The following is a 26,828-nucleotide window of genomic DNA, read 5'->3' as shown; positions in this document are numbered from 1 at the left end:
CGCGGGCTTGGCGGACAAAAATCTTAAAGGATTTTTGCAATTGTCCCGTAGGACGTTTGAGCGCCTTGGGCTGGTGGGGACGATATGAGAGATCACGCGACACTGGATGCGAACATGCGCGCGGCGATCGCTGCGGCACAGGATTTCATCAAGGACCGGCAGCGCGGCGATTGGCATTCGGTGGCCTCCGTGGTGCTGACCGCGTCGGGCGCGCGCTATATCGGCATGAACCTCGACAGCACCCTGCCGCGCGCCAGCGTCTGTGCCGAGCCTGTGGCGATCGGCATGGCGATGGCGGCGGACCCGGATGACGCGGTGGTGTTCTGCGGTGCCGTGAACCGGCGCGGCGAGGTCATCCCGCCTTGCGGACCCTGCCGGGAATTGATGCTGGACTATGCGCCGGACGCGCTTGTCGCGGTGCCGGAGGGTGAAGGCATGGCGTTCTGGGCGATGGCGGACCTGATGCCGACAGCCTACAAACACGGAAGGCGCAAGACGTGAAGCAACCGTTCGGAGTGATCCTGGCCGGGGGGCTGGCCACGCGGATGGGCGGCGGCGACAAGGCCTTGCTCGATCTTGGCGGGCAGAGCCTTTTGGCGCGCGTGCGCGATCGGCTGGCGCCGCAAGTGGCCGGGCTGGCGCTCAACGCCAATGGAGAGGCTGCCCGGTTTGGCGGCGCCTTGCCGGTGGTGCCAGACAGCATCGCAGGGTTTCCCGGTCCCTTGGCGGGTGTGCTCGCAGGGCTGGATTGGGCGGCGGAGCAGGGCGCGGAGACCATCGTCACCGTTGCCGCCGATACGCCGTTCTTTCCCTGCGATCTGGTGCCGCGCCTGTTGCTGGCATCGGAAGGGCAGAGCTTTCCGCTTGTTCTGGCCGCCACACGGGGCGAGGCGCAGACGAAGTCGAAATCGAAGTCCGGCCTGATCCGGCATCCGACCTTTGGCCTCTGGCCTGTTGCCCTGCGTGATGATCTGCGGGCGGCGCTGCAGGGGGGACTCAAGAAGGTCGTGCTCTGGACCGAAGCGCACGGTGGGCGTGAATGCGTCTTTCCGGTGGACGGGATCGATCCTTTTTTCAACGTCAACACGCCCGAGGATCTGGCGCGGGCAGAGGAGCTTTTATGAGGGTTTACGGCGTGACCGGCTGGAAGAACGCGGGCAAGACCGGGTTGATGGAGCGGCTGGTGACGGAAATCACCGGGCGCGGCTTCACCGTCAGCACGGTCAAGCACGCCCATCACAGCTTTGACGTCGACCATCCGGGCAAGGATTCTCATCGGCACCGTGTGGCTGGGGCGTCGGAGGTGATTCTCGCGTCGCGCAATCGCGTGGCGCACATGAGCGAGTTGCGCGGCGCGCAGGAGCCTGTTCTGGCCGATCTGCTGGCGCGTCTCGCACCTGTCGATCTGGTGTTGATCGAAGGCTACAAACGCGACAGCCATCCGAAGGTGGAGGCGTTTCGGGCCGAAACCGGCAATCCCCTGATCGCGGCGGACGATCCGACCATCCGCGCGGTGGCCAGCGATGTGCCTTTGGAGCTGGACCGGCCGGTGTTCGATCTGAACGACACCATTGCCGTGGCCGATTTCATCCTCAAAGAGGTCGGCCTTTGAGCGGTTGGGACCGCTTTGTGATGGTCGATTGGTCAGGGGGCAACGATACGGGGCCGAGACCGCGCAAGGATGCGATCTGGATCGGGGAGGCTGGCCACGCGCCGCTGTACATGCGCAACCGCGCGACGGCCGAGGCTTTCCTCCTGGAGCGGATCGGGGCGGCGTTGAACGCAGGCGAGCGGCTGTTGATCGGCTTCGATTTTCCCTTTGCCTATCCGGCGGGGTTCGTGGCCGATGTGATCGGGCGGGACGATCCGTTGGCGTTTTGGGCCTATCTCGACGCCCATGTCGAGGATGCACCCAAGGCCAACAATCGTTTCGATCGCGCTGCGGCGTTCAATCTTCGACAGGGCGGGCACGGCCCATTCTGGGCCAATGGGTTGAAGCGCGACATTGCCGGGCTGCCGCGCACGAAAGCGAACTATGCGAACCCGTTCCCGGAGCGCCGCGCCTGCGAGCGCGCGGCCAAGGGCAGTTTCACCTGTTGGCAGATGGCGGGGGCCGGAGCGGTGGGATCGCAGGTGATCATGGGTCTGCCTGTGCTGGAGCGGCTGCGACAGCGTTTCGCAGGGCAGGTTGCGGTCTGGCCGTTTGAGGCGCTGGATGCGCCCGTGGCCTTCGTGGAGATCTGGCCGGGGCTGATCAATGATGCGGTTCGGCGGGCGACCGGCCCGGAGGATATTCGCGACGCAGTGCAGGTCCGCCTGCTGGCCCAGGCGTTGGCGGGGCTTGCGCCTGAGCGTCTGGATGCGATGCTTGACGTGGATGCGCCCGTGGAGGGCTGGATCCTTGGACTGGGGTTCGAAGAGGAGTTGATGGCCGCCGTGACACTGAAACCGCCGCCTTTGCGCAACGATTGCTTTGCCCTGCCGCCGGGGGTGGATTGGACACCGGTGGATGAGGCGCTGGCCATGCTGGAGCAACGCCTGACCTGCGTGGTCGGGAGGGAGCCGGTTCCGCTGGCTGCGGCCATGGGGCGCGTCCTGGCGGAGGATGCGGTGGCGCGGCGCGCGAACCCGCCGCTCCCGAACACGGCGGTGGATGGATACGGTTTTGCCGGGGCGAGCCTGCCCGATGGCGACGTGGTCTTGCCGCTCATCGCGGGGCGCTCGGCTGCGGGTGTGCCGTTTGACGGTGTGGTGCCGGAGGGGCGCGCGCTGCGGGTGCTCACCGGCGCGGCGCTGCCCGATGGTGTGGACACCGTTGTGCTCGATGAGGACTGCGCGGTGGAGGGCGGCAAGGTGGCCTTTCGCGGTGGCATGAAGCCGGGCGCGAACACGCGCAAGGCTGGGGAGGATGTGATGGCTGGCGCGGTGGCGCTGCGGGCGGGCCGGGTGTTGACCCCGGCGGATCTGGCGCTTGCGGCCTCGGTCGGTCTCGACACGCTGACGGTGCGGGCGCGGCTGCGCGTGGCGGTGCTCTCGACCGGCGATGAGGTGGTGGAACCGGGCTCGGCTGCCGGACCTGGACAGATTTTCGATGCGAATCGCCCCATGCTGCTGACGATGATATCGCGCTTCGGATTCGAAGCGGTGGATATGGGGCGGGTGCCCGACGACCGCGCGGCGCTTGCGGCGCGGTTGGATGAGGCGTCAGGACAGGCGGATCTCATTCTGACGTCCGGCGGCGCATCGGCAGGGGATGAAGATCACGTTTCGGCCTTGCTGCGCGAAGCGGGAGCCATGCAGGAATGGCGCATTGCTCTCAAGCCGGGACGACCGCTGGCGCTGGGCCTTTGGGGCGGCAAGCCGGTGTTCGGCTTGCCCGGCAACCCGGTGGCGGCTTTTGTCTGCACGCTGATTTTCGCGCGGCCCGCCATGGGAATGCTTGCCGGATCGGGCTGGCAGGCGCCACTGGGCTTTGACGTGCCCGCGGCCTTCACCAAGCAAAAGAAGCAGGGGCGGCGCGAATACCTGCGCGCACGGATGCGCAATGGCCGGGCGGAGGTCTTCAAGTCTGAAGGCTCTGGCCGGGTGTCGGGGCTGAGTTGGGGCGAGGGGCTCGTCGAGCTCGGCGATGGCGGTCGCGAGATCGCGCCGGGCGATCCGGTGCGCTTTATCCCCTACGGCAGTTTCGGTCTCTAACGTCGCGCACGGGGGGCTCGTGCCCCTGGCCTTGCGTCTTCCCGGTTCAAAGACCGCTGGCGCGGACAAGCCAAGGCGCAGTCAGTCGAAGGTGCCCGCCACACGTCCCAACAGCATAAAGGCGCGGGCAGAGCGTGTCCCGGCGAATTGGGTGATTTCCGTGTCCGACGCGTTCGGCTCGAAGGCGGCAAAGCTCTTGTCGAAACGGCGCAGAAAGTGGTGCGCGGCATCGCGGAAGATCGGGTCCTGCTTCATCCGGCCAAGGGCCAGGGCCAGCGAGGAGCGGTCGCGTACACCGCCAAGCGGGGCGATGGCGCGGCCCCGCGTGCCTTGGGCAAAGGTGCGCCAGACTTCGGGACGGGCCAGATCGGGACGCAGGTCGTCCATATAGATCCCGTCCTGGCTGAGCAGGGTCAGGATGTCCTGCGCGGCCTGGATCAGGTGGGCGGCGTTGCGATCCTTGAGGGCGCGGCGCAGGGCGTTGAAGCCTTCTTTGTCTTCGGCGGTTTCCGGGAAGTTCAGCGCGCGGATGAAATCCTCGTTCGACAATGGCGGTTGCAGCGCCTCCGCCGGGGTGCCGAGCGACAGGGCGGGCTGATCGTCGATGTCCGTCTGCGGCGCTGCTGCCGGGTGCGCTGGTTCGGCCATGCGGGTCGATCCGATCATGGTCAGCGTGGCTTCGAGGTTCTTTTGCCCGGCGGCGATCTCGTCCAGGCGTTTCACCAGCGTCGGGTGAGGCGGATCGTTTCGCCCCTTCTGAGCCTGCGTCACGTAAGCCTGACGAATCGCATCGATGGCCGCCTGCAGCCGGGCGCTTTCGCTGCGCATGATCCGCGCGGAGCGGGCCGAGAGCGCCGCGACCCAGATCAGCGCCACGGGCATGACGATGACCATGAACGACAACAGGAATCGCAGCCCGGCGCCGTCGCTGAACGAGCCGAAGATGAAGTAGCTTCCGGACAGCAGCACCCAGATGACCGTCGCGGCGAGCGCGGCGATTTCAACGCCTGTTACGGCGTCTGCTCCGGATCGGTCGTACAGGCCCGGAGGTGTCGGTTTGGCTTGGCTCTTGTCGTCGGACATGGCGGCCGCGGTCACTTGTATTCGATGGTGAGGATCTCGTAGCTCTTCTCGCCGCCCGGTGTGCGGACTTCGACGCTGTCGCCTGCGTCCTTGCCGATGAGCGCGCGGGCGATCGGCGATTTGACGTTGAGCAGGCCTTTTTCGATATTGGCCTCATGCTCTCCGACGATCTGCCAGACTTTCTCTTCGTCGGTATCCTCGTCGACCACCGTGACGGTGGCGCCGAATTTGACCGCGCCCTTGAGCGTTTTGGGGTCGATGACCTCGGCAAGGCCGAGAATGCCCTCGATCTCCTGAATGCGGCCTTCGATGAAGCCCTGCTTTTCCCGCGCCGAGTGATATTCGGCGTTTTCCTTCAGGTCACCGAGTTCGCGCGCCTCGGCAATCGCCTGAATCACGGCGGGACGCTCGACGGACTTGAGCTTTTTCAATTCGGTTTCGAGCGCGGTGAAGCCCGCGCGGGTGATCAGTATCTTGTCCATGGGGTCGTTCCAGTCTTTTGTCGTGCGGCGGCCGACCGAGCCGTGCACCCTTGGCGTGTCTCTTGATAGAATGGCAATCGCAGGCGTGCAGTGCAATAGCGCCGCGAAAAAGTCCAGTATTTATGATGGTCCGGTCAGTGGAATGGCTCGTCCGTTGGCAACCGGTGCCACCGATCTCGCCGGTCTGCGCCGGGTGGCCTTTGGTGCGGTGATAGGGGGTGAGCGGCCTGCAAAGCAAAGGCTGCAGGAGGTGAGGTGTTCCGCGCCGCGCGCCGGGCGAAAGCGATTATCGCTGGCAATACGTCGCAAAGAGCGGTTGTAACGCCGTGTCGTCATTGACCCATGCTGCACCGCCGCGCTAATCATGCGCGAAATAAAATTTCCAAGTCCCCCGGGAAGGAGCCGCCATGAGCGACGTGACGCGCGAGTCGATGGAATATGATGTTGTGATCGTGGGGGCAGGCCCCGCCGGCCTGTCTGCTGCGATCCGCCTCAAGCAGATCGACCCCGATCTGGAGGTCGTTGTGCTGGAGAAGGGCTCGGAAGTGGGCGCGCATATCCTGTCAGGCGCCGTTCTGGATCCCTGCGGGCTCGACAAGCTGATCCCGGATTGGAAAGAAAAGGGTGCGCCGCTTAACGTGCCGGTGACGGATGATCAGTTTTTCATGCTGGGCGAAGCCGGCCAGGTGAAAATCCCCAATTTCCCGATGCCGCCGCTGATGAACAACCACGGCAACTATATCGTGTCTATGGGCAACGTCTGCCGCTGGATGGCGGAGCAGGCAGAGGCGCTTGGCGTGGAGATCTTCCCGGGCATGGCCTGTTCGGAGCTGGTTTATGGCGATCACGGCACCATTCGCGGCGTTGTTGCCGGTGAATTTGGCAAGAACGCGGATGGTACGCCGGGCGATGGCTATGAGCCGGGGATGGAACTGCTGGGCAAGTATGTTTTCCTCGGCGAAGGTGTGCGCGGCAGCCTGTCCAAGCAGGTGATCGAGAAATACGGCCTGTCTGATGGCAAGGAGCCGCAAAAGTTCGGCCTCGGCATGAAGGAAATCTGGGAAGTCGATCCGGCCAAGCACCATGAGGGCCGCGTCACCCACACCATGGGTTGGCCACTTGGGTCAAACGCAGGCGGCGGCTCTTTCGTCTATCACCTTGAGAACAATCAGGTCTATGTCGGCTTCGTCGTGCACCTGAACTACGAAAACCCCTATCTGTACCCCTATATGGAGTTCCAGCGGTTCAAGCATCACCCGATCGTCGCGGACCTGCTGGAAGGCGGGAAGCGCATCGCATACGGCGCCCGCGCGATCTCCGAAGGCGGGTATCAGTCCATGCCGCAGATGGTGGCGCCGGGTGTTGCGATGCTTGGCTGCTCGGTGGGCATGGTCAACGTGCCGCGCATCAAGGGCAACCACAATGCCATGCTGTCGGGCATTGCCGCCGCAGAGGCCGCTGCCAAGGCGATCAAGGCAGGCCGCGCGCAGGACGAGCTGCATGATTACGAAGTGGAGGTCCGCACGGGCGCCATCGGCAAGGACCTCAAGAAGGTGCGCAACGTCAAACCGCTCTGGTCCAAGTATGGCCTGACGGCAAGCCTTGCGCTGGGTGGTCTGGATATGTGGACCAACACGATTGGCTTTTCGTTTCTTGGTACGCTGAAGCATGGCAAGACCGATGCCGAAGCCACAAAGCAGGCCGCTCTGTTCGAGCCGATCGACTACCCCAAACCCGATGGCAAGCTGTCTTTTGATCGGCTGACGAATGTATCCTTCTCTTTCACGAACCACGAAGAGAGCCAGCCCGCGCACCTCAAGCTGAAGGATCCGCATATCCCGGTGGCGATCAACCTGCCGAAATATGCCGAACCGGCGCAGCGCTACTGCCCGGCGGGTGTCTATGAGGTGGTTGAAAAGGATGGCAGCGAAGAGTTCGTCATCAACTTCCAGAACTGCGTGCACTGCAAGACCTGTGACATCAAGGATCCGTCGCAGAACATCGAATGGACGGTACCGCAGGGTGGCGACGGACCGAACTATCCGAATATGTAGGCGTATAACCGGCTATTAATATTATTTTGCAAGGCTCGCTCCGATCGAAACGGGGCGAGCCTTTTTCCATGTTGCAAGAGCGTCCTAACCGTTGGCCGAGCGCCTGGAGCATGGAGCTGTTTACCGGTTCTGCGCGGTTTACAGTGCATGTTCGCAATGTCAGCGAAACCGGACTGCGGTTTGCCGGGCCGCGTCCGCCGCGCGTCGGGGCCAAGGTCGCCTTCATTGCCATGGGCCAGAAGATTCAGGCCCGCGTCGTGCGCTGCGAGCCGACCGGCGGGGCGCTGGAATTCCGCTATCCGCTGACCCCGGCGCAACTTGCAAATCTGCGTCAGTATCGCGTTTGATGCGGCGGGTGCTGAGCCCCGGACAGGGCCGCACAGTCGCGGCGGCGCTTTCAATCCTTGGGTGTTCAAGCGGCGCTGGGGGAATCGTGACCGCAGCCTTCTTGTCATGCGCGGGCACAGCGCCTACGCTTGACGCAACGCGCAACAGGCGCCGGAAAACAAACGGAGTGCAGCAGAAATATGGCTTGGACAAATGTGATCCGCGCAGGGGTCTTGATCGCGGCTGTGGCGGGGGTTCAGCCGGCTGCGGCCAATGGGGTTTCCGGCGACTATCTTGCTGGGCGTCAGGCCAGTTTTTCCGGGGATTTCAAGGCGGCGGCGAAGTACTACGGTCGCGCGATCCAGTTTGATCCGACAAAGCCGGAGCTGCTGGAGCGGGCGTTGCTGGCCAATATATCGCTTGGCGAGATCGAAAAGGCGGCGGCGCTTGCGGACAAGCTGGTCACCGAAGGGCACCGGAGCCAGCTGGCGCAGATGGCCACGGTCGCGCGCGATGCCAAGAACGAGAATTTCGAAGCGGTGCTGCAGGCGATCAACGAGCAACGCGGCCTCGGACCACTGGCAGACGGTCTGGCCAAAGCCTGGGCGCAGCTGGGCATGGGTGACATGAGTGCGGCGCTTGTCGACTTTGATGAGGTTGGCAAGATGCAGGGGCTCGGCCCGTTTTCGGTGTATCACAAGGCGCTGGCGCTGGCCTCCGTCGGTGATTTTGAGAGCGCGGAGACGCTTTTTGCCAATGAAAGCCCCGGCGGTATGGGTATGACGCGGCGCGGCGTGATGGCCCGCACGGAGATCCTCAGCCAGCTGGACCGCAACGCCGAAGCGCTGGCGCTGCTGGATACCGCTTTTGGCAAGGATCTGGACCCTGGTCTGGAGCAGATGCGCGCGGCGCTCGAAGACGGCGAGTCGCTCAGCTTTACGCATGTGCGTTCGGCTCGTGACGGGCTGGCCGAAGTGTTCTTCACCCTTGGCAGCGCGCTTGCAAACGAGAACAACAGCGATCTGACACTGGTTTACTCCCGTCTGGCCGAGTACCTGCGCCCCGATCACGTGGATGCGCTGCTGCTGTCGGCGGAACTGCTCGACGGGATGCAGCAATACGATCTTGCCATCGAAGCCTATGAAAGCGTGCCGCAGGACAGCACCTTCAGCCACGCCGCCGAAATGGGACGGGCCGAGGCGCTGCGCGCCAAGGGTGACATGGAGGGCGCGGCAGCCGTGCTCAAGGCGCTGAGCGAAAGCCATTCGGAACTGCCGGTGGTGCATTCCGCCTACGCGGATCTGATGCGCCAGATGGAGAATTTCGAGGAAGCCATCACCGCTTATACACGGGCGCTCGACGGATTTTCCGAAGTTACCGACCGGCAGTGGTTCCTGTTCTATGCGCGGGGCATCTGCAACGAGCGCAGCGATCATTGGGAGGCCGCCGAAGCTGATTTTCGGAAGGCATTGGAGCTTAGCCCGGAGCAGCCTAATGTATTGAATTACCTCGGTTATTCTCTTGTCGAGAAGCAGGAAAAGCTGGACGAGGCATTGGACATGATCGAACGTGCTGTCGCGGCTCAGCCGAATTCGGGGTATATCGTCGACAGCCTCGGCTGGGTTCTCTACCGGCTTGGCCGTTTCGAAGAAGCGGTCGCCCCCATGGAGCGCGCGGCGGAGTTGATGCCGATCGATCCGGTGGTCAATGACCATCTGGGCGATGTCTACTGGGCCGTTGGCCGCAAGCTCGAAGCTCAGTTCATGTGGAAACGGGCCCTGTCGTTCGTTGATTGGGAAGATGCCGCCGAGGAGGCTGATCCGGAGCGTATCCGGAACAAGATCGAGTTCGGTCTGGATAAGGTGCTGAAGGACGAGGGGGCCCCGGCGCTGCAGGTCGCGGATGACTCGAACTGAGGTTTTTGCCCCGGCCAAGATCAACCTGACCTTGCATGTGACGGGCCGCCGCGAGGACGGCTATCACCTGTTGGATTCCCTGGTGGTTTTTGCCGACGTGGGCGATGTTGTTCGGGTGGCCCACGCTGCGGAGCTGAGCCTTCGGGTCCGCGGACCGATGGCTGCCGGGGTGCCGGTGGATGGGAGCAATCTCGTGCACCGGGCCGCGTCGACCTTCGGGGTTCCGGTGGCGATTGATCTGGACAAGCACCTTCCTGCGGCGGCCGGAATCGGGGGCGGTTCTTCGGATGCGGCCGCCACCTTGAAGGCCATGACGGCGCTCACCGGAGCCGCCCCACCGATTGATCCGCTGAGCCTTGGCGCGGATGTGCCGGTGTGCATGCTGGCCGGTGCGGCGCGGATGCGCGGGATTGGTGAAGAGGTCGCGCCGGTCCGGCTGCCGCCGCTGCATGCTGTGCTCGTCAATCCGGGTGTTGGCGTTTCGACTCCGGCGGTGTTCAAAATCATGGAATCGCGCGACAATCTTCCCATGCCAGGGATCCCGGACACGGCGGATGGCGGTGTCTTGATCGACTGGTTGGCCGCTCAGCGCAACGATCTTGAAGCGCCCGCCGCGCAGCTGCAGCCGGTGATCGGTGATGTGCTTGACGCGCTCAGGGCGCTGGACGGCCCGCGGCTGGTTCGCATGTCCGGATCCGGCGCAAGTTGTTTTGCGCTGTTCGACACGCGAGTCGGGGCGGAGGCAGAGGTGGGCGTGATGCGCGCCCGGCACCCGGATTGGTGGGTGCGGGCCTGCACCTTGCGTTGAAACGCGATCAGCGTTCGGCTTGAATGCTTTCCAGATATTCCAGCAGCGCAACGAGTTTGCGCGGTGTCGGCGTCTGAATGCCATCACCGGAATCGAATGGGATCAGATCGCCCTCCAGAAGCGCGCCGAATTCCGGCATGCTCGGTCCGGTCATGTCAGAGCGGGCGTAGCCGTCGATGACCGACATAATCCGGGCCCGGGGAAAGCTGTCCTTGTTCCGGACCTTGATCAGGGTCAGGTTCTTTGGCGGTTTGGCCATGCCCCGCGCCATCGGACCATCGCCCTTGGCGTCTTCACCGTGACAAACGGCGCAATTCTGCATGAACAATGCGCGCCCGTCCTGCGCTTCGGGCATGACGTTGGTGTCCTGGCAGGCGGCGAGAAAAGCCGTTGCAGCCAGTGTGATTGCGATCTTGTGCATCATGGGTTCCCCGTCTGATTGTCCTGTCTTGGTCGCAACTGCGCTGCGCCGGTGCAAGCGCTATTGCTGAAGCGTACTCAGATAATCGACCAGCGCGATGAGCCGTCGCGGCGTGCGGATGACCTCCCCCGATGGCGTTTTCCACTCCACGGCGTCGCCTTCCAGCGCAGGGCCGAACTCGGGCATCAGTCCAAGGTGATAGCGTCCGGGATAGCCGTAGATCTGGGCGAAGATGGCTTCATAGGGGAAGATCCCGCCGTTGCGGGCCTGCAGTCCCGTCAGGTCCGGCGGCGGTTTGGGCAGCTCGCTTGCCAGCGGACCGTCGCCGCGCGCCGCGCTTCCGTGGCAATCGGCGCACTGGCTGTCGAAGATGGCTTTGCCCGGCGCTGTGGTGTCCGGCGTGGGTTGGCAGGCGCAGAGCAAACCGATCAGGGCAAGTAACGCGCGATACATGGGTGACGTCCTTTGAGGTCCGGAACCAGTCTAGGCCGGTTTGACGCGGGCGGCATGATCTGGATCATTCCGCCAATAGACAGGGCCGCGCCGTGCGGGCATTGTGCGGCTGAGGACAGGAGATCCCGGAATGTTGGATTGTGAAGCAGCGCAGAGACTGCTTGAGGAGAATTTTGCCGATTGGGTTCAGGCCCTGCAGCCGCAGGTGACAGTCATCGGTCCGGAGGGGGCGACGCTGGAGATTCCGGTGACCCCGGCCATTGCGCGCGTCGGCGGTATCGTTTGCGGTCAGGCATTGGCGACCCTGGCGGATACCGCCATGGTTTTTGCCTGCGCGGGCAAGCTTGGCGCATTCAGGCTGGTGGCAACGACGAACCTTGAAACCCGGTTTCTGAGCGCCGCCCGAGGTGATGTGGTGCGTTGCGAGGCGCGGATCATTCGGGCGGGCCGCGCGCTGATCTTTGCCGAGGCGCTGCTGACATCGCTGCCCGAGGGTAAGCCCGTCGCCGCCGCGAGCGCGACGTTTTTTCAGCCGTAAAGGGAGCCAGTAATGGCGCAATACGCTTTGGTCATGTTGCTCGCCGGGATCGGAATTCCGGTCTTGGCAGCGTTGAATGCTGCACTGGGTGTGCGTCTTGGCTCGCCCGTCGCGGCGGCGATGATCCTGTTCTGCGTGGCCATGCTGGCCTCCGGCGCGGTCTGGCTTGGCACCGGGGGCGGCGGGCTGTTGCAGGTGCGCGCGGTGCCGAAACACCTCTTTCTTGGCGGCCTTCTGGTGGTGTTTTACGTGTTGTCGGTGACGATCATCGCGCCGCGCTTTGGCATTGGGAACGCGGTGTTCTTCGTGTTGCTGGGGCAGTTGATCAGCGCGGCGGCGATTGACCATTTTGGCCTGTTCGGCGCACGGCTCAGTCCGCTGACCCTGACGCGGGCCACCGGGATCGCAGTGATGGCGCTGGGCGTCTGGATCACGCAGCGGGCGTAGCGCTGTCAGGTGGCGGCGGGCAATGCTACGTAGCTGACGCTGGCGGGATCGAGCTGTTCGGTGACACCGGTCAATTGAACAACCGTGCCATCGGAGAACGTGACCGTGAGGCCAGAGCCGGTCAGCGCCTGACTGGAGATCGTCGGGGCCGTGGCGGTGGTGTGCTCAATGATCAGCATGTCCTCGCTGGCATTGAAATCGCTGATCTGCACGGTGCCGTTGGCATAGAAACTGTCCGCGCCTTCGCCGCCGATACCGATGTCGCCCGTGCCAAGATAGAGCGAGTCGTCGCCGACTTGGCCGTCCAGCACATCCCCGACGTTGTCCGCGCCGTTTTGCGAATCGCCGTCCAGCGTATCGTTGCCAAGCCCGCCGTTCAGCGTGTCCGCGCCGTCACCGCCGAGCAAGCTGTCATTATCAGAGCCGCCTTCAATGGAATCCGCGCCGTCGCCGCCCAGGATCAAATCGGCGCCATCATTGCCAAGGAGCACATCGTCGCCGCCCGAGCCAAGGATGGTGTCATCGCCCAAACCGCCGTTCAGCGTGTCGTTTCCCTCGCCGCCGTCAATGCCATCGTCGCCGTCGCCCGCATCCACGGTGTCGCTTCCGGGGCCTGCGAAAATGGTTTCCGAGTTGGTGGTCCCGGGCAGGCTGTCATCGCCTACGGTGCCGGTGATGGTGGTCGGGGTGGACGTGGTGCCCTCCTCGGGGACCGGATCGTCTTCGCTTGTGGTGGTCCCGTCGTCCGGGGTGGGCGTCCCGCTCTCGCCGTCGGTTCCCGGAACGTCGACGCCATCGGTGCCCGTCGTCTCGGTCCCGCCCACGGTTTCGGAGGTCTCTTGGGGAAAGAGAGCCTGGAGGAGCGGTTCCAGCGTCACGCCCTCCGGCATCATGTCCTCAAGTGCGTCTTCCTCGATGTCGTCGTCATCGCCGCCCGTCGTGGCGGCTGCAGCGAACGGAAGCAGACCGAGCATCATGATAATAAGGTCGAGACCCATGGCGATACCTCTGGAATTGTGTTGCGCACAGAGTATCAGGAAATTTAGCTGAAATTTTGTCTTAAAGTCGGAGAAACAGTGTTTCGCGTTCGGCTCAGTCTTCTGTCAGGTGACCGTCGGCAAGCCTGAGGCAGCGGTCCATGCGGGCGGCCAGGTCCAGGTTGTGCGTGGCAATCAGCGCCGACAGCCCGGTGTCCCGGACAAGCGCCATCAGCGCCTCAAAGACCCGATCCGAAGTGGCGGGATCAAGGTTGCCGGTCGGCTCGTCCGCAAGCAGAAGTTGCGGCGTGTTCGCCATGGCGCGGCAAAAGGCGACGCGCTGCTGTTCACCGCCGGACATTGCGGCCGGACGGTGATCGGCGCGATCGGCTATGCCGACACTGCTCAGCAGGGACCGGGCCCTTGATTCCGCCGCAGTGCGAGGCTGACCATTGGCAAGCTGCGGCAGAACGATGTTTTCCAAGGCGCTGAATTCCGGCAGCAGGTGGTGGAATTGGTAGACAAAGCCGATGCCGCCCCTGCGAACGGCAGTGCGCCTGCGGTCGGATTTGGTCTCAAGCGCCTCTCCGGCGATCTCGACCGTGCCCTTATCGGCGGTGTCGAGCAGGCCCGCGATGTGCAGCAGGGTCGATTTACCCGCGCCGGACGGGGCGACCAGCGCCACAACTTCGCCGCGCCGCACCGCCAGATCCGCGCCGCGCAGCACATGCACTTCGCCGGGCTCGCCCTGTTTGTAGATCTTCTCGACGCCCGTGAGGCGGAGCACGGGATCATTCATAGCGCAGCGCCTCCACTGGGTTCAGCCGCGCCGCCCGGCGGGCCGGGAAGATCGTCACCACGAAGGCCAGCCCCAGCGAGAGCAGGACGGTCTTGAGCAGATCGGGCAGGCGCACCTCTGCCGGGGGAAAGAAAAAGCCCTGATTTTCCAAAGAGGCGCGGCTGTTGCCGGTCAGTATATCGACGATGCCATAGATGCTTTCGATGTTCATCGCGAAGAGCACGCCGAGCAGCACGCCCAACACGGTGCCGATAACCCCGATGGAGGCGCCGACGATCAGGAAAATGCGCAGGATCGCGCCCTCGGTCAGGCCCATGGTGCGCAGGATCCCGATGTCGCCGCCCTTGTTCTTGACCAGCATGATCAGTCCGGAGGTGATGTTCATGGTGGCAATCAGCACAAGGATCGCAAGCAGGATGAACAGCGCGTCGTCCTGCATGGCAATCGCCTGAAGCGCCGCGCCGGAGGCGTCCTGCCACGTCCAGATCAGCGCCCCGACCCCGGCGGCCGTGCCAATCGCGCCGGTATAGCTATCGGCGCGTTCCGGGCTGTCTACGATGACTTCGAGCTCATCCGCCGCGCCTTCGCGATTGAAAAAGAGCTGTGCTTCTTCGAAGGGCATATAGAGGCGGGTACGGTCGATGTCGTAGCGTCCGGCACTGAAAATATAGCTGACCTGGTAGGTCTTGACGCGCGGGCTGACGCCGAAGGCGGTCTTGACCCCGTTCGGCGAGATCAGTTTGATTTGATCGCCAAGGCCCACGCCCAGCGTCATGGCCACGCCGGATCCGATTGCGACGCCGTCCTCAAAGGCATCGAGATCGCCGCGTCCGGTTTCCGGATCGGCAATGCGCGGGATTGCCTTGAGGTCGGCGGACTCGATCCCGAAGACCTCGACCCCGGCATTTCTCCCGTTGGCGGTGGCCATCACCTGCCCCTTGACGAGCGGCGTAACGCGGGTCACGCCCGGCACCTCGGCCACACGAGCGGCCATATCCATGTAGTCGGGCAGGGTGCGCGTGCTTTGGCCCTGCGCGTCCACCCGCGCGGTGTGGTAGACCGTGACATGGGCATTGGCGCCGAGGATCGTATTGACGAATTCCGCGCGGAATCCGGCCCGCACCGCCAGAGTCGCCACCAGCGCAAAAACTGCCAGCGTGATCCCGAGAAGGCTGATCCACGTCATCACGGAAACGCCGCCATCGGCGCGTTTGGCGCGCAGGTAGCGCCACGCGATCATCCATTCGAATGGGGCGAAGGGGGGCGGTGTCTTTGACATTATTTCCCGGTCCGGCTGCTCAGGCGCGAAAGTGACCTTTCGGCTGGGCGCGGTCAAGCTGTGACGGCGCGGCGGGCGCCGCACCGCTCAGTTGACGCGCGCCACCACGTAATCGGCAAGGTCAATCAGCAGATCGCGCAGATCAGAGGGCGGCAGGCTGGCCATGGCGGTCTTGGCTTTCTCGGCCCAGCCGAGCGCCTCCTGCCGCGTCTCTTCCAGCGCGCCATGCGTGTTCAGCAGCATTACCGCGCGTTCTAGATCGCCGTCACGCTGGTCACCCTTCTCGATCACACGCTGCCAGAAGGCTCGCTCCTCGTCATTGGCCTTGGCGTGGGCCTTGATCAGCGGCAGCGTCAGTTTGCGCTCCCGGAAATCATCGCCGATGTTCTTGCCCGTCGCGGTCCCGCCCCAGTAATCGAGCAGATCATCGACGATCTGAAAGGAGATGCCGAGGGCGTCGCCATAGTCGTAAAGCGCCCTGATCTCGTCTTCGGGACGTCCGGCGATCACGCCGCCCACTTCGGTGGCGGCGGAGAACAGCGCGGCGGTCTTGCCGCGCACAACTTGAAGGTAGATGTCTTCGCTGGTCTTCAGATCCTGCGCGGCGGTCAGCTGCAGCACTTCGCCCTCCGCGATTGTCGCGGCTGCATCGGACAGGATGCGCAGGACCCGAAGGTTGCCGCTTTCCGTCATCAACTGGAAGGCCCGGGCAAAGAGGTAATCACCGACCAGAACGCTGGATTTGTTGTCCCACAGCAGGTTCGCGGTTGGCCGTCCACGGCGCTTTTCGCTCTCGTCCACCACGTCGTCATGCAGCAGGGTCGCGGTGTGGATGAACTCCACTGTTGCCGCCAAATGCACGTGGTAGGGGCCTTCGTAGCCACAGAGCTTGGCAGAGGCGAGCGTCAGCATCGGACGCAGGCGCTTGCCCCCGGCCTCGACCAGATGCGCGGTCACTTCGGGAATGCGCGGCGCATGTTTTGACGCCATCCGCTCGCGGATCAGCGTGTTGACCGCATCCATCTCATCCGACAACAGGTCGGCGAGGCGTTCATGCGGCTTGGTCACAACATCCATCACGTTCATCACACCCCCGTTGCAAGGCTCGACATTTCGCACGCCTTGTCCTTAAATCCCACCCATGGAAGAGCTGCTGCGCACCAACGATATAACACTGATCCCGCTGGCGAAAACCCTACTGGACGAAGCGGGTATAGACAGCTTTGAATTGGACGTAAACATGAGCGTCCTCGAAGGGTCCATTGGCATATTGCCACGGCGCCTGATGGTGCCCACCGGCTACCTCGAAGAGGCCCGGCAGGTCCTGCGCGATTACGGGGTGCAGTTTGAAGGCTGACCCATTTGCGCCGGATGCGCTCGATCGCAGCGATTTTCTCGGCGGCAAGGTTCGGATCTGGCAACCGCGCGGCGGGTATCGTGCAGGGATCGACCCGGTTCTTCTGGCGGCGTCGGTGCCTGCGGTTCCCGGGCAATCGGTGCTGGAGCTCGGCTGCGGCGCTGCCCCGGCGCTTTGTTGCCTCGGGGTGCGTGTGCCGGGATTGTCGCTGACGGGGGTGGAACTGCAACCGGCCTATGCCGATCTGGCGCGCAGGAACCTCGCCGAGAATGACCTGGCGGGGGAGATTCGCACGGCTGATCTGCTTTTTCTGCCCGCAGATCTGCGCCAACAGGCTTTTGACCACGTTATGGCAAACCCTCCCTATTTTCACGAAGACCGACGCCGCAGCGCTGAAGATGCCGGCCGCGAGATCGGTCGGGCCGGGCCTGCGCCCCTCGAAGACTGGGTTGCCGTGGCAGCGCGCAGGCTCAAACCGGGCGGGTTTGTCAGCTTCATCCAGCGGGTCGAGCGCCTGCCGGAGTTGCTCGGCGCAATGAACAAGCATTTGGGATCGCTTGAACTAAAGCCGCTTTTGCCACGTGCAGGCCGTCCCCCTCGGCTTGTCCTGACCCGTGGGCGCAAGGGTGGGCGAGCGGATTTCCGCTTTCACCCGGGGCTCGTGCTGCACCGGGGCGCGGCGCATGAAGGTGATTGGGACCATTATTCCGAGGCAGCGCGCTCAATCTTAAGGTGTGGCGAAAATTTAACATTCTCTTAACAGTTCTGCTTTTCACTTGGACTTGTCACAATACTGTGACGGAATACTGCATCTGCGGCGTGACTTAATAGATGAGTTGTGTTGCACTGAGAGTCTGAGCAAAAAAGGAGTATGCCATGAGCTTGAGTTCGCACCTGCAGGAACTGAAGAGGAAGCATCAAACTTTGTCGGAAACTGTCGAGAAGGCGCAGGCGGCGCCGGGTATCGACGATCTCCGAGTCGCCGAACTGAAAAAGAAGAAGCTCCGCCTCAAGGAAGAAATCGCGAAACTCGAAACGCACCCCGCTCTCTAGGATCTCTCGGCTCTCGACGATGAGTTTTAAAACCGGGTCTGCCCATTTGGGCGGGCCCTTTATTTTTGATTGGCATGGCGCGGTGGCGGTGGCTCTCAGTCCACGATTGGTTCGAGCAATTCTTCGATGCGCGCGCGCAGGTGCTCATGCTGGCTTGGCAGTTTCAGGGCCTCCCCGAGATGCGCGGTATCCTCGTCGCGGTCGAACCCCGGTTCGTTTGTGGCCACTTCGAACAGGACGCCGCCGGGCGTACGGAAATAGACTGCCCAGAAGTAATCCCGGTCGATCACCGGGGTGACCTGATAGCCGGTGTCCATAAGAGCCTTGCGCACAGCCAATTGCGCTTCGCGATTGTCGACGGAAAAGGCGATGTGATGCACGCTTCCCGCCCCCTGATCGGCGCGCGGCGCGTCGGTGACCGTGACGTCGAGGACATTGGCGTCATTGCCACCCGCCACGGCATAGCGCGTCGTGGCGCCCTGCGCGCCCTGTTTTTCATAGCCCATGAAGCGCAACAGCTCGGCGCTGGCGTCCGCATCGCGGGGGCTGAGGCGCAAGTCGGCGGAGTGAAATCCCCGGATGGCCGCAGCCTCGGGAACGCCATTCGCGGTCCAGGCCGTGCGCTCGTCCTCCGCCTCGATCAGGGCAAACCCGTCCCCGTCCGGACCCCGGAACATCAGCCGGTCTTCTCCAAGGCGGGAGGTTTTCTCAATCCCGGCGATGTCAAAGACAGCCAGTCGTTCCTGCCAGAAGGGCAGCGCGCCCTTGGGCACTGTAAATCCTGTTGTGGCGACCTCGCCGGTGCCCGCGCGCCCGCGCCGGGCGTGGGGGAATGGGAAGTAGGTCATGACGGTGCCAGGAGTGCCGGTCTGGTCGCCGTAATACAGGTGATAGACGTCCGGAGCGTCGAAGTTGACGGTTTTCTTGACCCGGCGCAGGCCGAGCACCTTGGTAAAGAAATCATTGTTCGTCTGGGCGCCACTTGCCAGCGAGGTGACGTGGTGCAGGCCGTTGATCTGGGTAAGCATGGGATGTCTCCTCTGTTCGCTTCCCCTTGGATATAGTGCGCGTGGCGAGCGGAAAATGGCGGTTTGAGCGCGTATTTGGTGCGAAAATGCACAAAGCGCCCCCGAATAGGGACGCTTTGCGGGTCTTTCCGGGCCGGACCAGGAAAAGATCAGACGAAGAACTGTGCACCGTTCGCCGAGATGGTCGAGCCGTTGATAAAGCCCGCGTCATCGGAGGCGAGGAATGCCACGCAGCGCGCGATCTCTTCCGGCTCGCCGAGGCGGCCAGCGGGGATCTGTGCGACGATGCTGTCGCGAACCTTCTCGGGGATCGCCATGACCATTTCGGTAGCGATGTAACCGGGGCAAATGGCGTTGGCCGTGATCCCGGCGCGCGCGCCTTCCTGTGCCAGCGATTTCACGATCCCGAGGTCGCCGGCCTTGGTCGCGGCATAATTCACCTGCGCGAACTGACCCTTCTGCCCGTTGATCGAAGAGATCACGATGATGCGGCCGAATTTGCGCTCGCGCATGCCGGGCCAGACAGGATGCACGGTGTTGAACACGCCGGTCAGGTTGGTGTCGATCACTTCTTTCCACTGCTCCGGGGTCATCTTGTGGAAGGGCGCATCGCGGGTGATGCCCGCGTTGGCAACGACCACGTCAATCGGGCCGAGATCCGCCTCAACCTGCGCGATTCCGGTCTTGGACGAGTCGTAATCAGCAACGTTCCACTTGTAGGTCTTGATGCCGGTGGCTTCGGTAAAGGCCTTGGCCTTCTCGTCATTGCCGGCGTAGGTCGCGGCGACCTCGTAGCCTTCGGCTTTGAGTTTCTTGGAAATCGCTTCGCCGATTCCGCGGCTGCCGCCAGTGACAAGTGCAACGCGTGCCATGATGTGTTCCTCCAGTTTAGTTAGCGTTTGGTAATGTAGTTACATTTTAGAGAAATGCTGCGCAACAATATTGCGCACCCTTTGGTCTCCTCCTCGGGGCTGCCCAAAAAAAGGGGCGCTGCATGGCGCCCCTCTATTTTGCGGAACGGGGCGCCGGTTACGGGCGCTCCACGCAGAGCGCAACGCCCATGCCGCCGCCGATGCAGAGCGTGGCGAGGCCTTTCTTGGCGTCACGACGCTGCATTTCGAACAGCAGCGTGTTCAGGACGCGCGCGCCGGATGCGCCGATCGGGTGGCCAATGGCAATGGCGCCGCCATTCACGTTCACGATCGACGGATCCCAGCCCATATCCTTGTTCACGGCACAGGCCTGCGCGGCGAAAGCTTCGTTGGCTTCGACGAGGTCAAGATCGTCCACGGACCAGCCCGCCTTCTCCAGCGCCTTGCGCGAGGCGTAGATCGGGCCGACGCCCATGATCGACGGGTCAAGCCCGGCGGTGGCGTAGGACGCAATGCGCGCGAGCGGCTGGATGCCACGCTTCTCGGCATTGTCGGCGCTCATAAGCAGGACGCCCGCGGCACCATCGTTCAGACCGGAAGCGTTCGCGGCTGTTACCGAACCGTCTTTGGTGAAGGCGGGGCGCAGTTTCTGCATGGCTTCCATGGTGGCGCCGTGACGGATGTATTCGTCCTTGTCCACGATGATGTCACCCTTGCGGGTCTTGACGGTGAACGGGATCACCTCGTCGTCGAACTTGCCGGCCTTCTGTGCGGCCTCGGCTTTGTTCTGCGATGCGACGGCGAATTCGTCCTGCATCTCGCGGCTGATCTGCCACTTCTCCGCGACGTTCTCGGCGGTCTGCCCCATGTGGTACCCGTTGAAGGCGTCCCAGAGGCCGTCGCGGATCATCGTGTCGATATACTTCATGTCGCCCATCTTGTGACCGGCGCGCAGGTTCGCCGCGTGGGGCGACAGCGACATGTTTTCCTGACCACCGGCGCAGATGATGTCGGCATCGCCAAGCATGATGTGCTGAGCGCCGAGCGCGACCGCCCGGAGTCCGGATCCGCAAACCTGGTTGAGACCCCAGGCGGCGCTTTCTTGCGGCAGACCCGCGTTGATGTGTGCCTGGCGGGCAGGGTTCTGCCCCTGAGCGGCCGTCAGGACCTGACCGAGGATGGTCTCCGAAACTTCGGATTTCTCGATCCCGGCGCGGGCGACAAGCGCTTCGAGCACGGCGGCGCCGAGGTCATGCGCGGGTGTGGTGGCAAAAGAGCCGCTGAAGCTGCCTACGGCAGTTCGAGCGGCACTGGCGATAACGACATTGGTCATGTGGGGTCCTCCAGCCATGCGATTCAGCAAAGGCTTACAGGGATTCCCGGGAAGGTCAAACTGTGCCTTACTTCGCGTTATAAGGGAGGCATTAATGTTTCTGCGGTGCAGCGTAAATCGGACAGTCTGTCACGGTAAGCGCTATCAGGCCCGCAGCTGTGTTTCCTGCTGATGCCAGGGCGGCCGTACCGTGGGGGCGGCAAAGTAATAGCCTTGAAGGCAATCGAGCCCGATTTGGCGCAGGCATTCGGCATCCTCGGCGGTCTCGACGTTCTCGGCAACGGTAAACAGATCAAATTGTTGGGCAATCGCCACCATCGCGGCAACCAGAACCTGATTGTCCGGATCGTTGGCGATGCCCTGGACGAACTGGCCGTCGATTTTCAGCATGTCGAAGTTGAAATCCTTGAAATGCTTGAGCGCCGTGTACCCGGCGCCGAAGTCGTCCATGGCAAAGGAAATGCCCTTCTGTTGGAGGTCCCGCATGAAGCTGACGACCAGTTCCGGCACAGTCATTGCGGAGGTTTCGGTGATTTCGAGAATCAGCCGCTCTCCGATCGTGGGATCGCCCGACAATCCGCGCGTCAGAACGCGCATCCATTTCTTATAGCCGATAGATCGCGCAGACATGTTGATCGAAAGGCGCAGATCCGGCACGCGGGCCAACTCGGAAAGGCCCCTCTCAAGGGAAATGCAATCCAGCAGCCGCCCGTGTTCGGTGTCTTCCACGGCATCCATGAAGTCAGCGGCGGCAATAATCCGGCCGGTTTCGTCGATGACACGAATTAGGCCTTCATAAAAGGCGATCTTGCCATGATTGCCGGCCTGCACGACAGGCTGAAAGGCCAACATGGTTTCCCGGTGTTCAATCGCGCGCCGCACCATCTTGAGCGTCTCGGAATCACGAAGCGCCACCGCGTGCGCGAGTGCGTTGCTAGGGCCGCTTTCGAGCCTGGTCAGTCGCTTGTCAGTCAAAGCCATGATACTCTCCCACGCCAAGTGTTTCGCCAGCTTTGCGCCGCAAGTCTTAAGCCCCGATTAAAAGTTCAATTCACGACAATTTCTCAAGATTTCCGACTGCGCTTGACTCTGCCGGATCCGACCGTGTAAGCGCGGCTTCATTGGTGTTGGTGGCCCTCGCAAGGGGATGCCTGTCGACCTGGCCAAATCCAGGGAGAGGACAACGCCCTTCACTTTTTAGAAGGAGATCAGACGGTGACAAAACGCACCTCTGCCAAGTACAAGATCGACCGCCGCATGGGCGAAAACATCTGGGGCCGCCCGAAGTCCCCGGTCAACCGCCGCGAGTACGGCCCCGGCCAGCACGGCCAGCGCCGCAAGGGCAAGATGTCCGACTTCGGCCTGCAGCTCCGCGCCAAGCAGAAGCTCAAGGGCTACTACGGCGATCTGACCGAAAAGCAGTTCAAGAAAATCTACACCGAGGCCGCCCGGGTAAAGGGTGACACCGGCGAGAACCTGATCGGCCTGCTTGAGCGCCGTCTGGACGCCGTCGTCTACCGCGCCAAGTTCGTGCCGACCGTTTTCGCAGCGCGTCAGTTCGTGAACCACGGCCACGTTCTGGTGAACGGCAAGCGTGTCAACATTCCGTCCTACCGCGTCAAAGAGGGCGACGTTATCGAAGTCCGCGAGAAGTCGCGTCAGATGGCAGCCCTTCTGGAAGCAACGCAGCTTCCCGAGCGTGACGTTCCGGATTACATCGAAGCCGATCACACCAAGATGACCGCGTCCTTCGTGCGCACCCCCGGTCTTGCCGATGTGCCGTACCCGGTCATGATGGAACCGAACCTCGTGATCGAATACTACGCTCAGAACTAATCCTGTGTCGTATGGTTTTTCGAAAGGCCGCTCCGTTTGGGGCGGCCTTTTGCTTTAGGGGCGTGCCGTGCTGCGCTCCGGACAAAGAAAAAGCCGCGTCCCTGTGAGGCGCGGCTCTTGTCTGCTGTCATGTCTTCTGGATCAGAGGTAAAGCATATCGCGCATGACGTGGCGCACGATGTCCTCGCGCTTCAGGCCCATGGCTTTCAGCTCTGCGTCGGACTTGGCCGTCAGGCGTTCAATTTCGCACATACGCGGGTTTGACTCGGCGAGCACGACCAGCGCGTTGAGGATGCGGCGGCCAAGGCCAGAGAACGGAGCGCGTGCGGGTTCGGTGGTGTAGGGGGCAGTAATATGTGCCATCGAGAAGTGCCTCGTATCTTTGAGTATGTCAGTATCTGATACCTAAATTACGCTGCATTGCAGCATCGTGCTAGGCCTGATGCGGAATAGCTGCTTTGGAGAAAATGCATAGGTCGCGACCAGCCCATACGCAAAGAGGCGGCTTCGAGAGCCGCCTCAGATGCTACTGAAATCATTGAAACAAGGCACTTTTCAAAGATGGCCCAGCCTGGAAAGGCTTTTGTCTTTGGCCACACTCACGGGGCAGTTCTTAGGGCAGAAAACTAACAGTTTTACGAAGATTCGGGGATTAATCGCCACTGCCGCATCGTTTGGGGCATTTTCCGGCATGAGAATCCGCCCACAGTCCGTGGAATCGAACGCTGCGATGATTCTGTCCACGTTGACGCAGCCCATCGACCACATAAGGCTGGGGCAGAAGCGGCGTTGCAGGTGATGTTGGCCAATGGCGCACCCGAAGGCTGACGGATGTGATGTCGATCCCGACGACACTCTCGGCTCCTTTGTCGATGTCCAGATCTTCGGATCCGGCACCATCAAGTTGCTACCGTTTTCCCGTAAACGAGGACTTCTCAGGGGAGCAGGTCAGTTTCCGTGCCAACGCCCTGACTGAGACGATCAACGGCTTGATCAAAGCCGAGGTCATGCATCGCCTTGGGCCTTAGCGCCGCCCCGGACAGGTCAGACATGGCCGCGTCTCCAAAGCAAATAGCCATCGGCAAACCCGGAGCGGTTCCTGGCTCGCAGATCAATGCAAAAAGAGGCCAGAGCGGCCGAACCTGCAAAGGTCAAGAATTTGAAATAAAAAGAAGAATTTTACTTCTGGTCACACCTCAGGAAACGTCTAGCGGACGCTCTTGGTTCCTTTTGTGCAGATTTTGGCATGGGCCGCGGCGAAAGATGGTGACCCCGGCAGGACTTGAACCTGCAACCTATCCCTTAGGAGGGGATTGCTCTATCCAGTTGAGCCACGGGGCCGTATTTCGCCTTCAAACGGTCCGGAAACCGGCTCGCAAGCGATACCATAAATCCTAACCGGCTGTCTTTCCACCTCTTATCTAACCCAAATTCCCGCACGGAACGGGGCTGTTCCATCGCGTTGGGCTACGGGAGCGTTTGAATTTCTCCTAGCGCGACTTGCACGGTTTGTCATCCCGCAACCGCCTTGCGCCGGAGGCGGATTAGGGTAACGATTGTTGGAAAGAAAAAAGGACCTTGGCCTGTGAGCAATGACGATTCCCGCCCTTTGACCCTACGTGACGTGTCCGAAGCCTCGGGGGTTTCGGAAATGACGGTAAGCCGCGTCCTGCGCAACCGTGGGGATGTGAGCCAGGCGACGCGGGAAAAGGTGCTGGAGGCGGCCAAAACGCTTGGCTATGTGCCGAACAAGATTGCCGGGGCGCTGGCCAGTCAGCGGGTGAACCTCGTGGCGGTCATCATCCCCTCTCTGCGCAACATGGTGTTCCCCGAAGTCATGTCCGGGATCAGTGCTGTTCTGGAAGAAACCGACCTGCAGCCGGTTGTGGGCGTGACCGACTATCTTCCTGAAAAAGAAGAGAGAGTTTTGTACGAGATGCTCTCGTGGCGGCCCTCTGGCGTGATCATCGCAGGCCTGGAGCATTCCGAGGCGTCAAAGGCCATGCTCAAGGCCAGCGGCATTCCCGTGGTCGAGATCATGGACACCGACGGCACGCCGATCGACTGCGCCGTCGGGATCAGCCACCGTCGTGCCGGGCGTGAGATGGCGCGGGCAATCCTCAAGCAGGGCTATCAACGCATCGGTTTCATGGGTACGAAAATGCCGCTCGACCACCGCGCACGGAAGCGGTTCGAAGGCTTCACCGAGGCGCTCGCCAAGGAGGGCGTGGAGGTCGCGGATCAGGAATTTTATTCCGGCGGTTCGGCTCTGGCCAAGGGGCGGGAACTGACGCGGGCGATGCTGGAGCGTGATCCAGAGCTGGATTTCCTCTATTATTCCAATGATATGATTGCCGCAGGCGGGTTGATGGAAGTGATGGCGCAAGGCATCGACATTCCGGGCCAGATCGGGCTTGCGGGCTTCAACGGGGTTGAGTTGCTGCAGGGACTGCCACGGCAACTGGCGACAATGGATGCCTGCCGAACCGAGATCGGGACGCGGGCGGCACAGATCATCGCGGCGCGCGTGGCCGGCGAGGCGGAGCCTGAACAGAAGGTAATCGAACTGGCGCCGAAACTCAGCTTTGGCGACACGCTCAAACGACGTTGATACGGCTGGAGAATGGTCTCGCCCGGCGGCTTTTCCTGCACCGCCACGCCCTTGCCGAGGCCCCGGTGGGTCCGGGGAAAGGCGAGGACCTTCAGGGGCTTATAGAGCGGCTGGGCTTTGTGCAGGTGGATTCGGTGCGCACGGTCGAGCGCGCACACGACATGATCCTCTTCGCCCGCCGCCCGGCCTATCGCCCGAAACAACTCAAACCCCTGCTGGAGCAGCACAGAGGGTTGTTCGAGCATTGGACGCATGACGCATCAGTCATTCCGACCGCCTATTTTCCGCATTGGAAAATGCGGTTCGAACGCGACCGCGCTCGGCTGCATGGCCGCTGGAAGACATGGCAGAGGGCCGAGTTTTCCCAGAAATTCGAAGAGGTTATCAATCGGATCCGGGAGCGTGGCCCCTGTGGGTCGGCGGATGTCGGCGAGGATGAGACGCGCTCCAAAGGCGGCTGGTGGGAGTGGCACCCGTCGAAGACGGCGCTGGAATTCCTTTGGCGCAGCGGTGTCTTGTCGGTCACGCGGCGCGAGGGCTTTCGCAAGCTCTATGATCTGACGGAGCGGGTGATCCCCGAAGCGCACCGTCTGGCGCAGCCGTCCGAGGCCGAGACAACGGATTGGCTTTGCCGTAACGCATTGAAACGGCTAGGGTTTGCAACGCCGGGAGAGATCTCGGCCTTTTGGGACATCCTGCGCCCGCATGAGGCCAAGGCCTGGGTTGACGCCGCTTTGATGCGCGGCGAGTTGGTGCCGGTAGAGGTGCAGAGCGCCGATGGTGCGTGGCGCAAGAGCGTCGCGTTTCAAGGCATCGAGTCCGAGGCTCTGACGGCACCAGAGCCAACGAAGCGGCTGCGCGTGCTCTCACCGTTTGACCCCGCGCTGCGCGATCGCAAGCGCGCGGAGCGGTTGTTCGGATTTCACTATCGTATTGAAATCTTTGTTCCTTCTGACAAGCGTATCTATGGCTATTACGTCTTTCCCCTGCTCGAAGGCGACCGCCTGATAGGGCGCATCGACATGGCGGCGAACCGGGCGGAGGGGACGCTGGATGTCACGGCGCTTTGGCCGGAACGGGGCCTGCGGTGGGGCGCGGGACGGCAGGCGCGGCTGGAGGCGGAACTGGCGCGGGTCGCGCGTTTTACCGGGGTCGAGGCGGTTCGCTGGTCCGATGGCTGGCTGCGGGAGCCGGGGCCGCGTTAACCTGTTGACGTCAGGAGTGGTGTTAACACCGCGTACGCTGGGGTTAAGCTGGCGCGCGGTGGCGCGCAACACCAAGATGCTGTGGGTGGGCTGTAACGACCCACAAGGCTGTTACATTCATTAACCAATTTTCGGGGCGCGTTAACCATCGTTTGGTACGATTCGTGCAGAGTTTTGTACTTATTGCAAAAGCTGAATTCGAATTGTTGGCGCTACCATGGCCTGGTGCACCATGACGCTGCGTCGCAATTGG

29 protein-coding genes and 1 tRNA gene are annotated in these 26,828 nt (G+C 62.5%); 16 read left to right on the top strand and 14 right to left on the bottom strand.

All coding sequences use genetic code 11. The features are described 5' to 3' along the window. The first annotated feature begins 84 nt into the window (after positions 1–84). Genes ACN2XU_RS16155 through ACN2XU_RS16140 form a run of 4 tightly spaced genes read left to right on the top strand, consistent with a single transcriptional unit; the run spans position 85 to position 3,696 of the window. Entirely contained in the window at positions 85–501 is a 417-nt protein-coding gene (locus tag ACN2XU_RS16155) for a cytidine/deoxycytidylate deaminase family protein (RefSeq protein ID WP_419411486.1), read from the top strand. Continuing rightward, positions 498–1,124: a molybdenum cofactor guanylyltransferase MobA gene (gene mobA / locus ACN2XU_RS16150; protein WP_419411485.1), complete on the top strand. Its 627-nt coding sequence runs from the start codon at positions 498–500 to the stop codon at positions 1,122–1,124. Before ACN2XU_RS16155 ends, mobA begins: the two co-directional genes overlap by 4 nt. Then, positions 1,121–1,612 carry a molybdopterin-guanine dinucleotide biosynthesis protein B gene (gene mobB / locus ACN2XU_RS16145; protein ID WP_419411484.1) on the top strand — a complete coding sequence of 164 codons (492 nt, stop codon included), beginning with the start codon at positions 1,121–1,123 and terminating at the stop codon, positions 1,610–1,612. Before mobA ends, mobB begins: the two co-directional genes overlap by 4 nt. Next, on the top strand, positions 1,609–3,696 hold the full coding sequence (locus ACN2XU_RS16140) for a molybdenum cofactor synthesis domain-containing protein (RefSeq protein ID WP_419411483.1): 2,088 nt from the start codon (positions 1,609–1,611) through the stop codon (positions 3,694–3,696). Before mobB ends, ACN2XU_RS16140 begins: the two co-directional genes overlap by 4 nt. Before the next feature lie 81 nt (positions 3,697–3,777). On the opposite strand, the gene ACN2XU_RS16135 is transcribed toward ACN2XU_RS16140, so the two are convergent. Together ACN2XU_RS16135 and greA are read right to left on the bottom strand one after the other, a co-directional pair. Next, a complete protein-coding gene (locus ACN2XU_RS16135; RefSeq protein WP_419411482.1) occupies positions 3,778–4,779 on the bottom strand; it encodes a hypothetical protein in 1,002 nt (333 codons plus the stop codon). An 11-nt stretch (positions 4,780–4,790) separates the two neighbouring features. Then, the gene (gene greA / locus ACN2XU_RS16130) at positions 4,791–5,261 is read right to left on the bottom strand and encodes a transcription elongation factor GreA (protein WP_419411481.1); all 471 of its coding nucleotides are present in this window, start codon (positions 5,259–5,261) and stop codon (positions 4,791–4,793) included. Positions 5,262–5,668: 407 nt separating this feature from the next. Here greA and ACN2XU_RS16125 point away from each other — a divergent pair, with 407 nt between their 5' ends. The 4 genes from ACN2XU_RS16125 to ACN2XU_RS16110 all read left to right on the top strand — a co-directional run bounded on the left by ACN2XU_RS16125 (position 5,669) and on the right by ACN2XU_RS16110 (position 10,366). Beyond that, positions 5,669–7,315 (top strand): electron transfer flavoprotein-ubiquinone oxidoreductase, encoded by a 1,647-nt coding sequence (locus tag ACN2XU_RS16125; RefSeq protein ID WP_419411480.1) that lies wholly within the window; start codon positions 5,669–5,671, stop codon positions 7,313–7,315. A gap of 68 nt (positions 7,316–7,383) precedes the next feature. Further along, complete coding sequence (locus ACN2XU_RS16120) at positions 7,384–7,662, top strand: PilZ domain-containing protein (protein ID WP_419411479.1); 279 nt, start codon at positions 7,384–7,386, stop codon at positions 7,660–7,662. A 180-nt stretch (positions 7,663–7,842) separates the two neighbouring features. Next, positions 7,843–9,558 (top strand): tetratricopeptide repeat protein, encoded by a 1,716-nt coding sequence (locus ACN2XU_RS16115; protein WP_419411478.1) that lies wholly within the window; start codon positions 7,843–7,845, stop codon positions 9,556–9,558. Beyond that, a complete protein-coding gene (locus ACN2XU_RS16110) occupies positions 9,545–10,366 on the top strand; it encodes a 4-(cytidine 5'-diphospho)-2-C-methyl-D-erythritol kinase (protein WP_419411477.1) in 822 nt (273 codons plus the stop codon). Before ACN2XU_RS16115 ends, ACN2XU_RS16110 begins: the two co-directional genes overlap by 14 nt. Before the next feature lie 7 nt (positions 10,367–10,373). Here ACN2XU_RS16110 and ACN2XU_RS16105 read toward each other — a convergent pair whose 3' ends face one another. Both ACN2XU_RS16105 and ACN2XU_RS16100 read right to left on the bottom strand, forming a co-directional pair. After that, on the bottom strand, positions 10,374–10,790 hold the full coding sequence (locus ACN2XU_RS16105) for a c-type cytochrome (RefSeq protein ID WP_419411476.1): 417 nt from the start codon (positions 10,788–10,790) through the stop codon (positions 10,374–10,376). A gap of 57 nt (positions 10,791–10,847) precedes the next feature. Next, a complete protein-coding gene (locus ACN2XU_RS16100) occupies positions 10,848–11,240 on the bottom strand; it encodes a c-type cytochrome (RefSeq protein WP_419411475.1) in 393 nt (130 codons plus the stop codon). Between the two features lie 130 nt (positions 11,241–11,370). On the opposite strand from ACN2XU_RS16100, the gene ACN2XU_RS16095 reads away from it, so the two are divergent. Together ACN2XU_RS16095 and ACN2XU_RS16090 are read left to right on the top strand one after the other, a co-directional pair. Further along, positions 11,371–11,778, top strand: a complete 408-nt coding sequence (locus ACN2XU_RS16095) for a PaaI family thioesterase (RefSeq protein ID WP_419411474.1) — start codon at positions 11,371–11,373, stop codon at positions 11,776–11,778. Between the two features lie 12 nt (positions 11,779–11,790). Further along, the gene (locus tag ACN2XU_RS16090; RefSeq protein ID WP_419411473.1) at positions 11,791–12,225 is read left to right on the top strand and encodes a DMT family transporter; all 435 of its coding nucleotides are present in this window, start codon (positions 11,791–11,793) and stop codon (positions 12,223–12,225) included. A 5-nt stretch (positions 12,226–12,230) separates the two neighbouring features. On the opposite strand, the gene ACN2XU_RS16085 is transcribed toward ACN2XU_RS16090, so the two are convergent. The 4 genes from ACN2XU_RS16085 to ACN2XU_RS16070 form a co-directional block, all read right to left on the bottom strand. Next, the gene (locus ACN2XU_RS16085) at positions 12,231–13,223 is read right to left on the bottom strand and encodes a calcium-binding protein (protein WP_419411472.1); all 993 of its coding nucleotides are present in this window, start codon (positions 13,221–13,223) and stop codon (positions 12,231–12,233) included. A 94-nt stretch (positions 13,224–13,317) separates the two neighbouring features. Continuing rightward, positions 13,318–14,001 (bottom strand): ABC transporter ATP-binding protein, encoded by a 684-nt coding sequence (locus ACN2XU_RS16080; RefSeq protein ID WP_419411471.1) that lies wholly within the window; start codon positions 13,999–14,001, stop codon positions 13,318–13,320. Further along, complete coding sequence (locus ACN2XU_RS16075) at positions 13,994–15,280, bottom strand: ABC transporter permease (RefSeq protein ID WP_419411470.1); 1,287 nt, start codon at positions 15,278–15,280, stop codon at positions 13,994–13,996. The genes ACN2XU_RS16080 and ACN2XU_RS16075 overlap by 8 nt, the downstream gene beginning before the upstream one ends. An 87-nt stretch (positions 15,281–15,367) precedes the next feature. After that, the gene (locus ACN2XU_RS16070) at positions 15,368–16,366 is read right to left on the bottom strand and encodes a polyprenyl synthetase family protein (protein ID WP_419411469.1); all 999 of its coding nucleotides are present in this window, start codon (positions 16,364–16,366) and stop codon (positions 15,368–15,370) included. Between the two features lie 55 nt (positions 16,367–16,421). Between ACN2XU_RS16070 and ACN2XU_RS16065 the strand changes: the two genes are divergently transcribed. From ACN2XU_RS16065 to ACN2XU_RS16055, 3 genes are all read left to right on the top strand, one after another. After that, entirely contained in the window at positions 16,422–16,637 is a 216-nt protein-coding gene (locus ACN2XU_RS16065; protein ID WP_419411468.1) for a putative signal transducing protein, read from the top strand. Continuing rightward, on the top strand, positions 16,627–17,397 hold the full coding sequence (locus ACN2XU_RS16060) for a tRNA1(Val) (adenine(37)-N6)-methyltransferase (protein WP_419411467.1): 771 nt from the start codon (positions 16,627–16,629) through the stop codon (positions 17,395–17,397). The genes ACN2XU_RS16065 and ACN2XU_RS16060 overlap by 11 nt, the downstream gene beginning before the upstream one ends. 116 nt (positions 17,398–17,513) lie before the next feature. Next, positions 17,514–17,690 carry a YdcH family protein gene (locus ACN2XU_RS16055; protein ID WP_419411466.1) on the top strand — a complete coding sequence of 59 codons (177 nt, stop codon included), beginning with the start codon at positions 17,514–17,516 and terminating at the stop codon, positions 17,688–17,690. A 95-nt stretch (positions 17,691–17,785) separates the two neighbouring features. On the opposite strand, the gene ACN2XU_RS16050 is transcribed toward ACN2XU_RS16055, so the two are convergent. The 4 genes from ACN2XU_RS16050 to ACN2XU_RS16035 form a co-directional block, all read right to left on the bottom strand. Further along, positions 17,786–18,718 carry a VOC family protein gene (locus tag ACN2XU_RS16050; protein ID WP_419411465.1) on the bottom strand — a complete coding sequence of 311 codons (933 nt, stop codon included), beginning with the start codon at positions 18,716–18,718 and terminating at the stop codon, positions 17,786–17,788. Positions 18,719–18,867: 149 nt separating this feature from the next. Next, on the bottom strand, positions 18,868–19,590 hold the full coding sequence (gene phbB, locus ACN2XU_RS16045) for an acetoacetyl-CoA reductase (RefSeq protein ID WP_419411464.1): 723 nt from the start codon (positions 19,588–19,590) through the stop codon (positions 18,868–18,870). A gap of 157 nt (positions 19,591–19,747) precedes the next feature. Further along, positions 19,748–20,923: an acetyl-CoA C-acetyltransferase gene (locus tag ACN2XU_RS16040; protein ID WP_419411463.1), complete on the bottom strand. Its 1,176-nt coding sequence runs from the start codon at positions 20,921–20,923 to the stop codon at positions 19,748–19,750. A gap of 144 nt (positions 20,924–21,067) precedes the next feature. Continuing rightward, positions 21,068–21,904, bottom strand: a complete 837-nt coding sequence (locus ACN2XU_RS16035; RefSeq protein ID WP_419411462.1) for an EAL domain-containing protein — start codon at positions 21,902–21,904, stop codon at positions 21,068–21,070. A gap of 234 nt (positions 21,905–22,138) precedes the next feature. Between ACN2XU_RS16035 and rpsD the strand changes: the two genes are divergently transcribed. Then, positions 22,139–22,759: a 30S ribosomal protein S4 gene (gene rpsD, locus ACN2XU_RS16030; RefSeq protein ID WP_419411461.1), complete on the top strand. Its 621-nt coding sequence runs from the start codon at positions 22,139–22,141 to the stop codon at positions 22,757–22,759. A 141-nt stretch (positions 22,760–22,900) separates the two neighbouring features. Here rpsD and ACN2XU_RS16025 read toward each other — a convergent pair whose 3' ends face one another. Together ACN2XU_RS16025 and ACN2XU_RS16020 are read right to left on the bottom strand one after the other, a co-directional pair. Beyond that, positions 22,901–23,122 (bottom strand): DUF1127 domain-containing protein, encoded by a 222-nt coding sequence (locus ACN2XU_RS16025; protein WP_419411460.1) that lies wholly within the window; start codon positions 23,120–23,122, stop codon positions 22,901–22,903. A gap of 901 nt (positions 23,123–24,023) precedes the next feature. Further along, positions 24,024–24,100, bottom strand: a tRNA-Arg gene (locus tag ACN2XU_RS16020). Between the two features lie 244 nt (positions 24,101–24,344). On the opposite strand from ACN2XU_RS16020, the gene ACN2XU_RS16015 reads away from it, so the two are divergent. Beyond that, positions 24,345–25,370, top strand: a complete 1,026-nt coding sequence (locus ACN2XU_RS16015) for a LacI family DNA-binding transcriptional regulator (RefSeq protein ID WP_419411459.1) — start codon at positions 24,345–24,347, stop codon at positions 25,368–25,370. Further along, positions 25,370–26,575: a winged helix-turn-helix domain-containing protein gene (locus tag ACN2XU_RS16010; RefSeq protein ID WP_419411571.1), complete on the top strand. Its 1,206-nt coding sequence runs from the start codon at positions 25,370–25,372 to the stop codon at positions 26,573–26,575. Before ACN2XU_RS16015 ends, ACN2XU_RS16010 begins: the two co-directional genes overlap by 1 nt. Positions 26,576–26,828 lie beyond the last annotated feature (253 nt).

It is taken from the genome of Pacificoceanicola niger (genome assembly GCF_048553275.1).
Lineage (GTDB): Bacteria > Pseudomonadota > Alphaproteobacteria > Rhodobacterales > Rhodobacteraceae > Pacificoceanicola.
The sequence above is the reverse complement of the archived record's forward strand: the minus strand, read 5'-3'. Positions and strand labels throughout refer to the sequence as shown.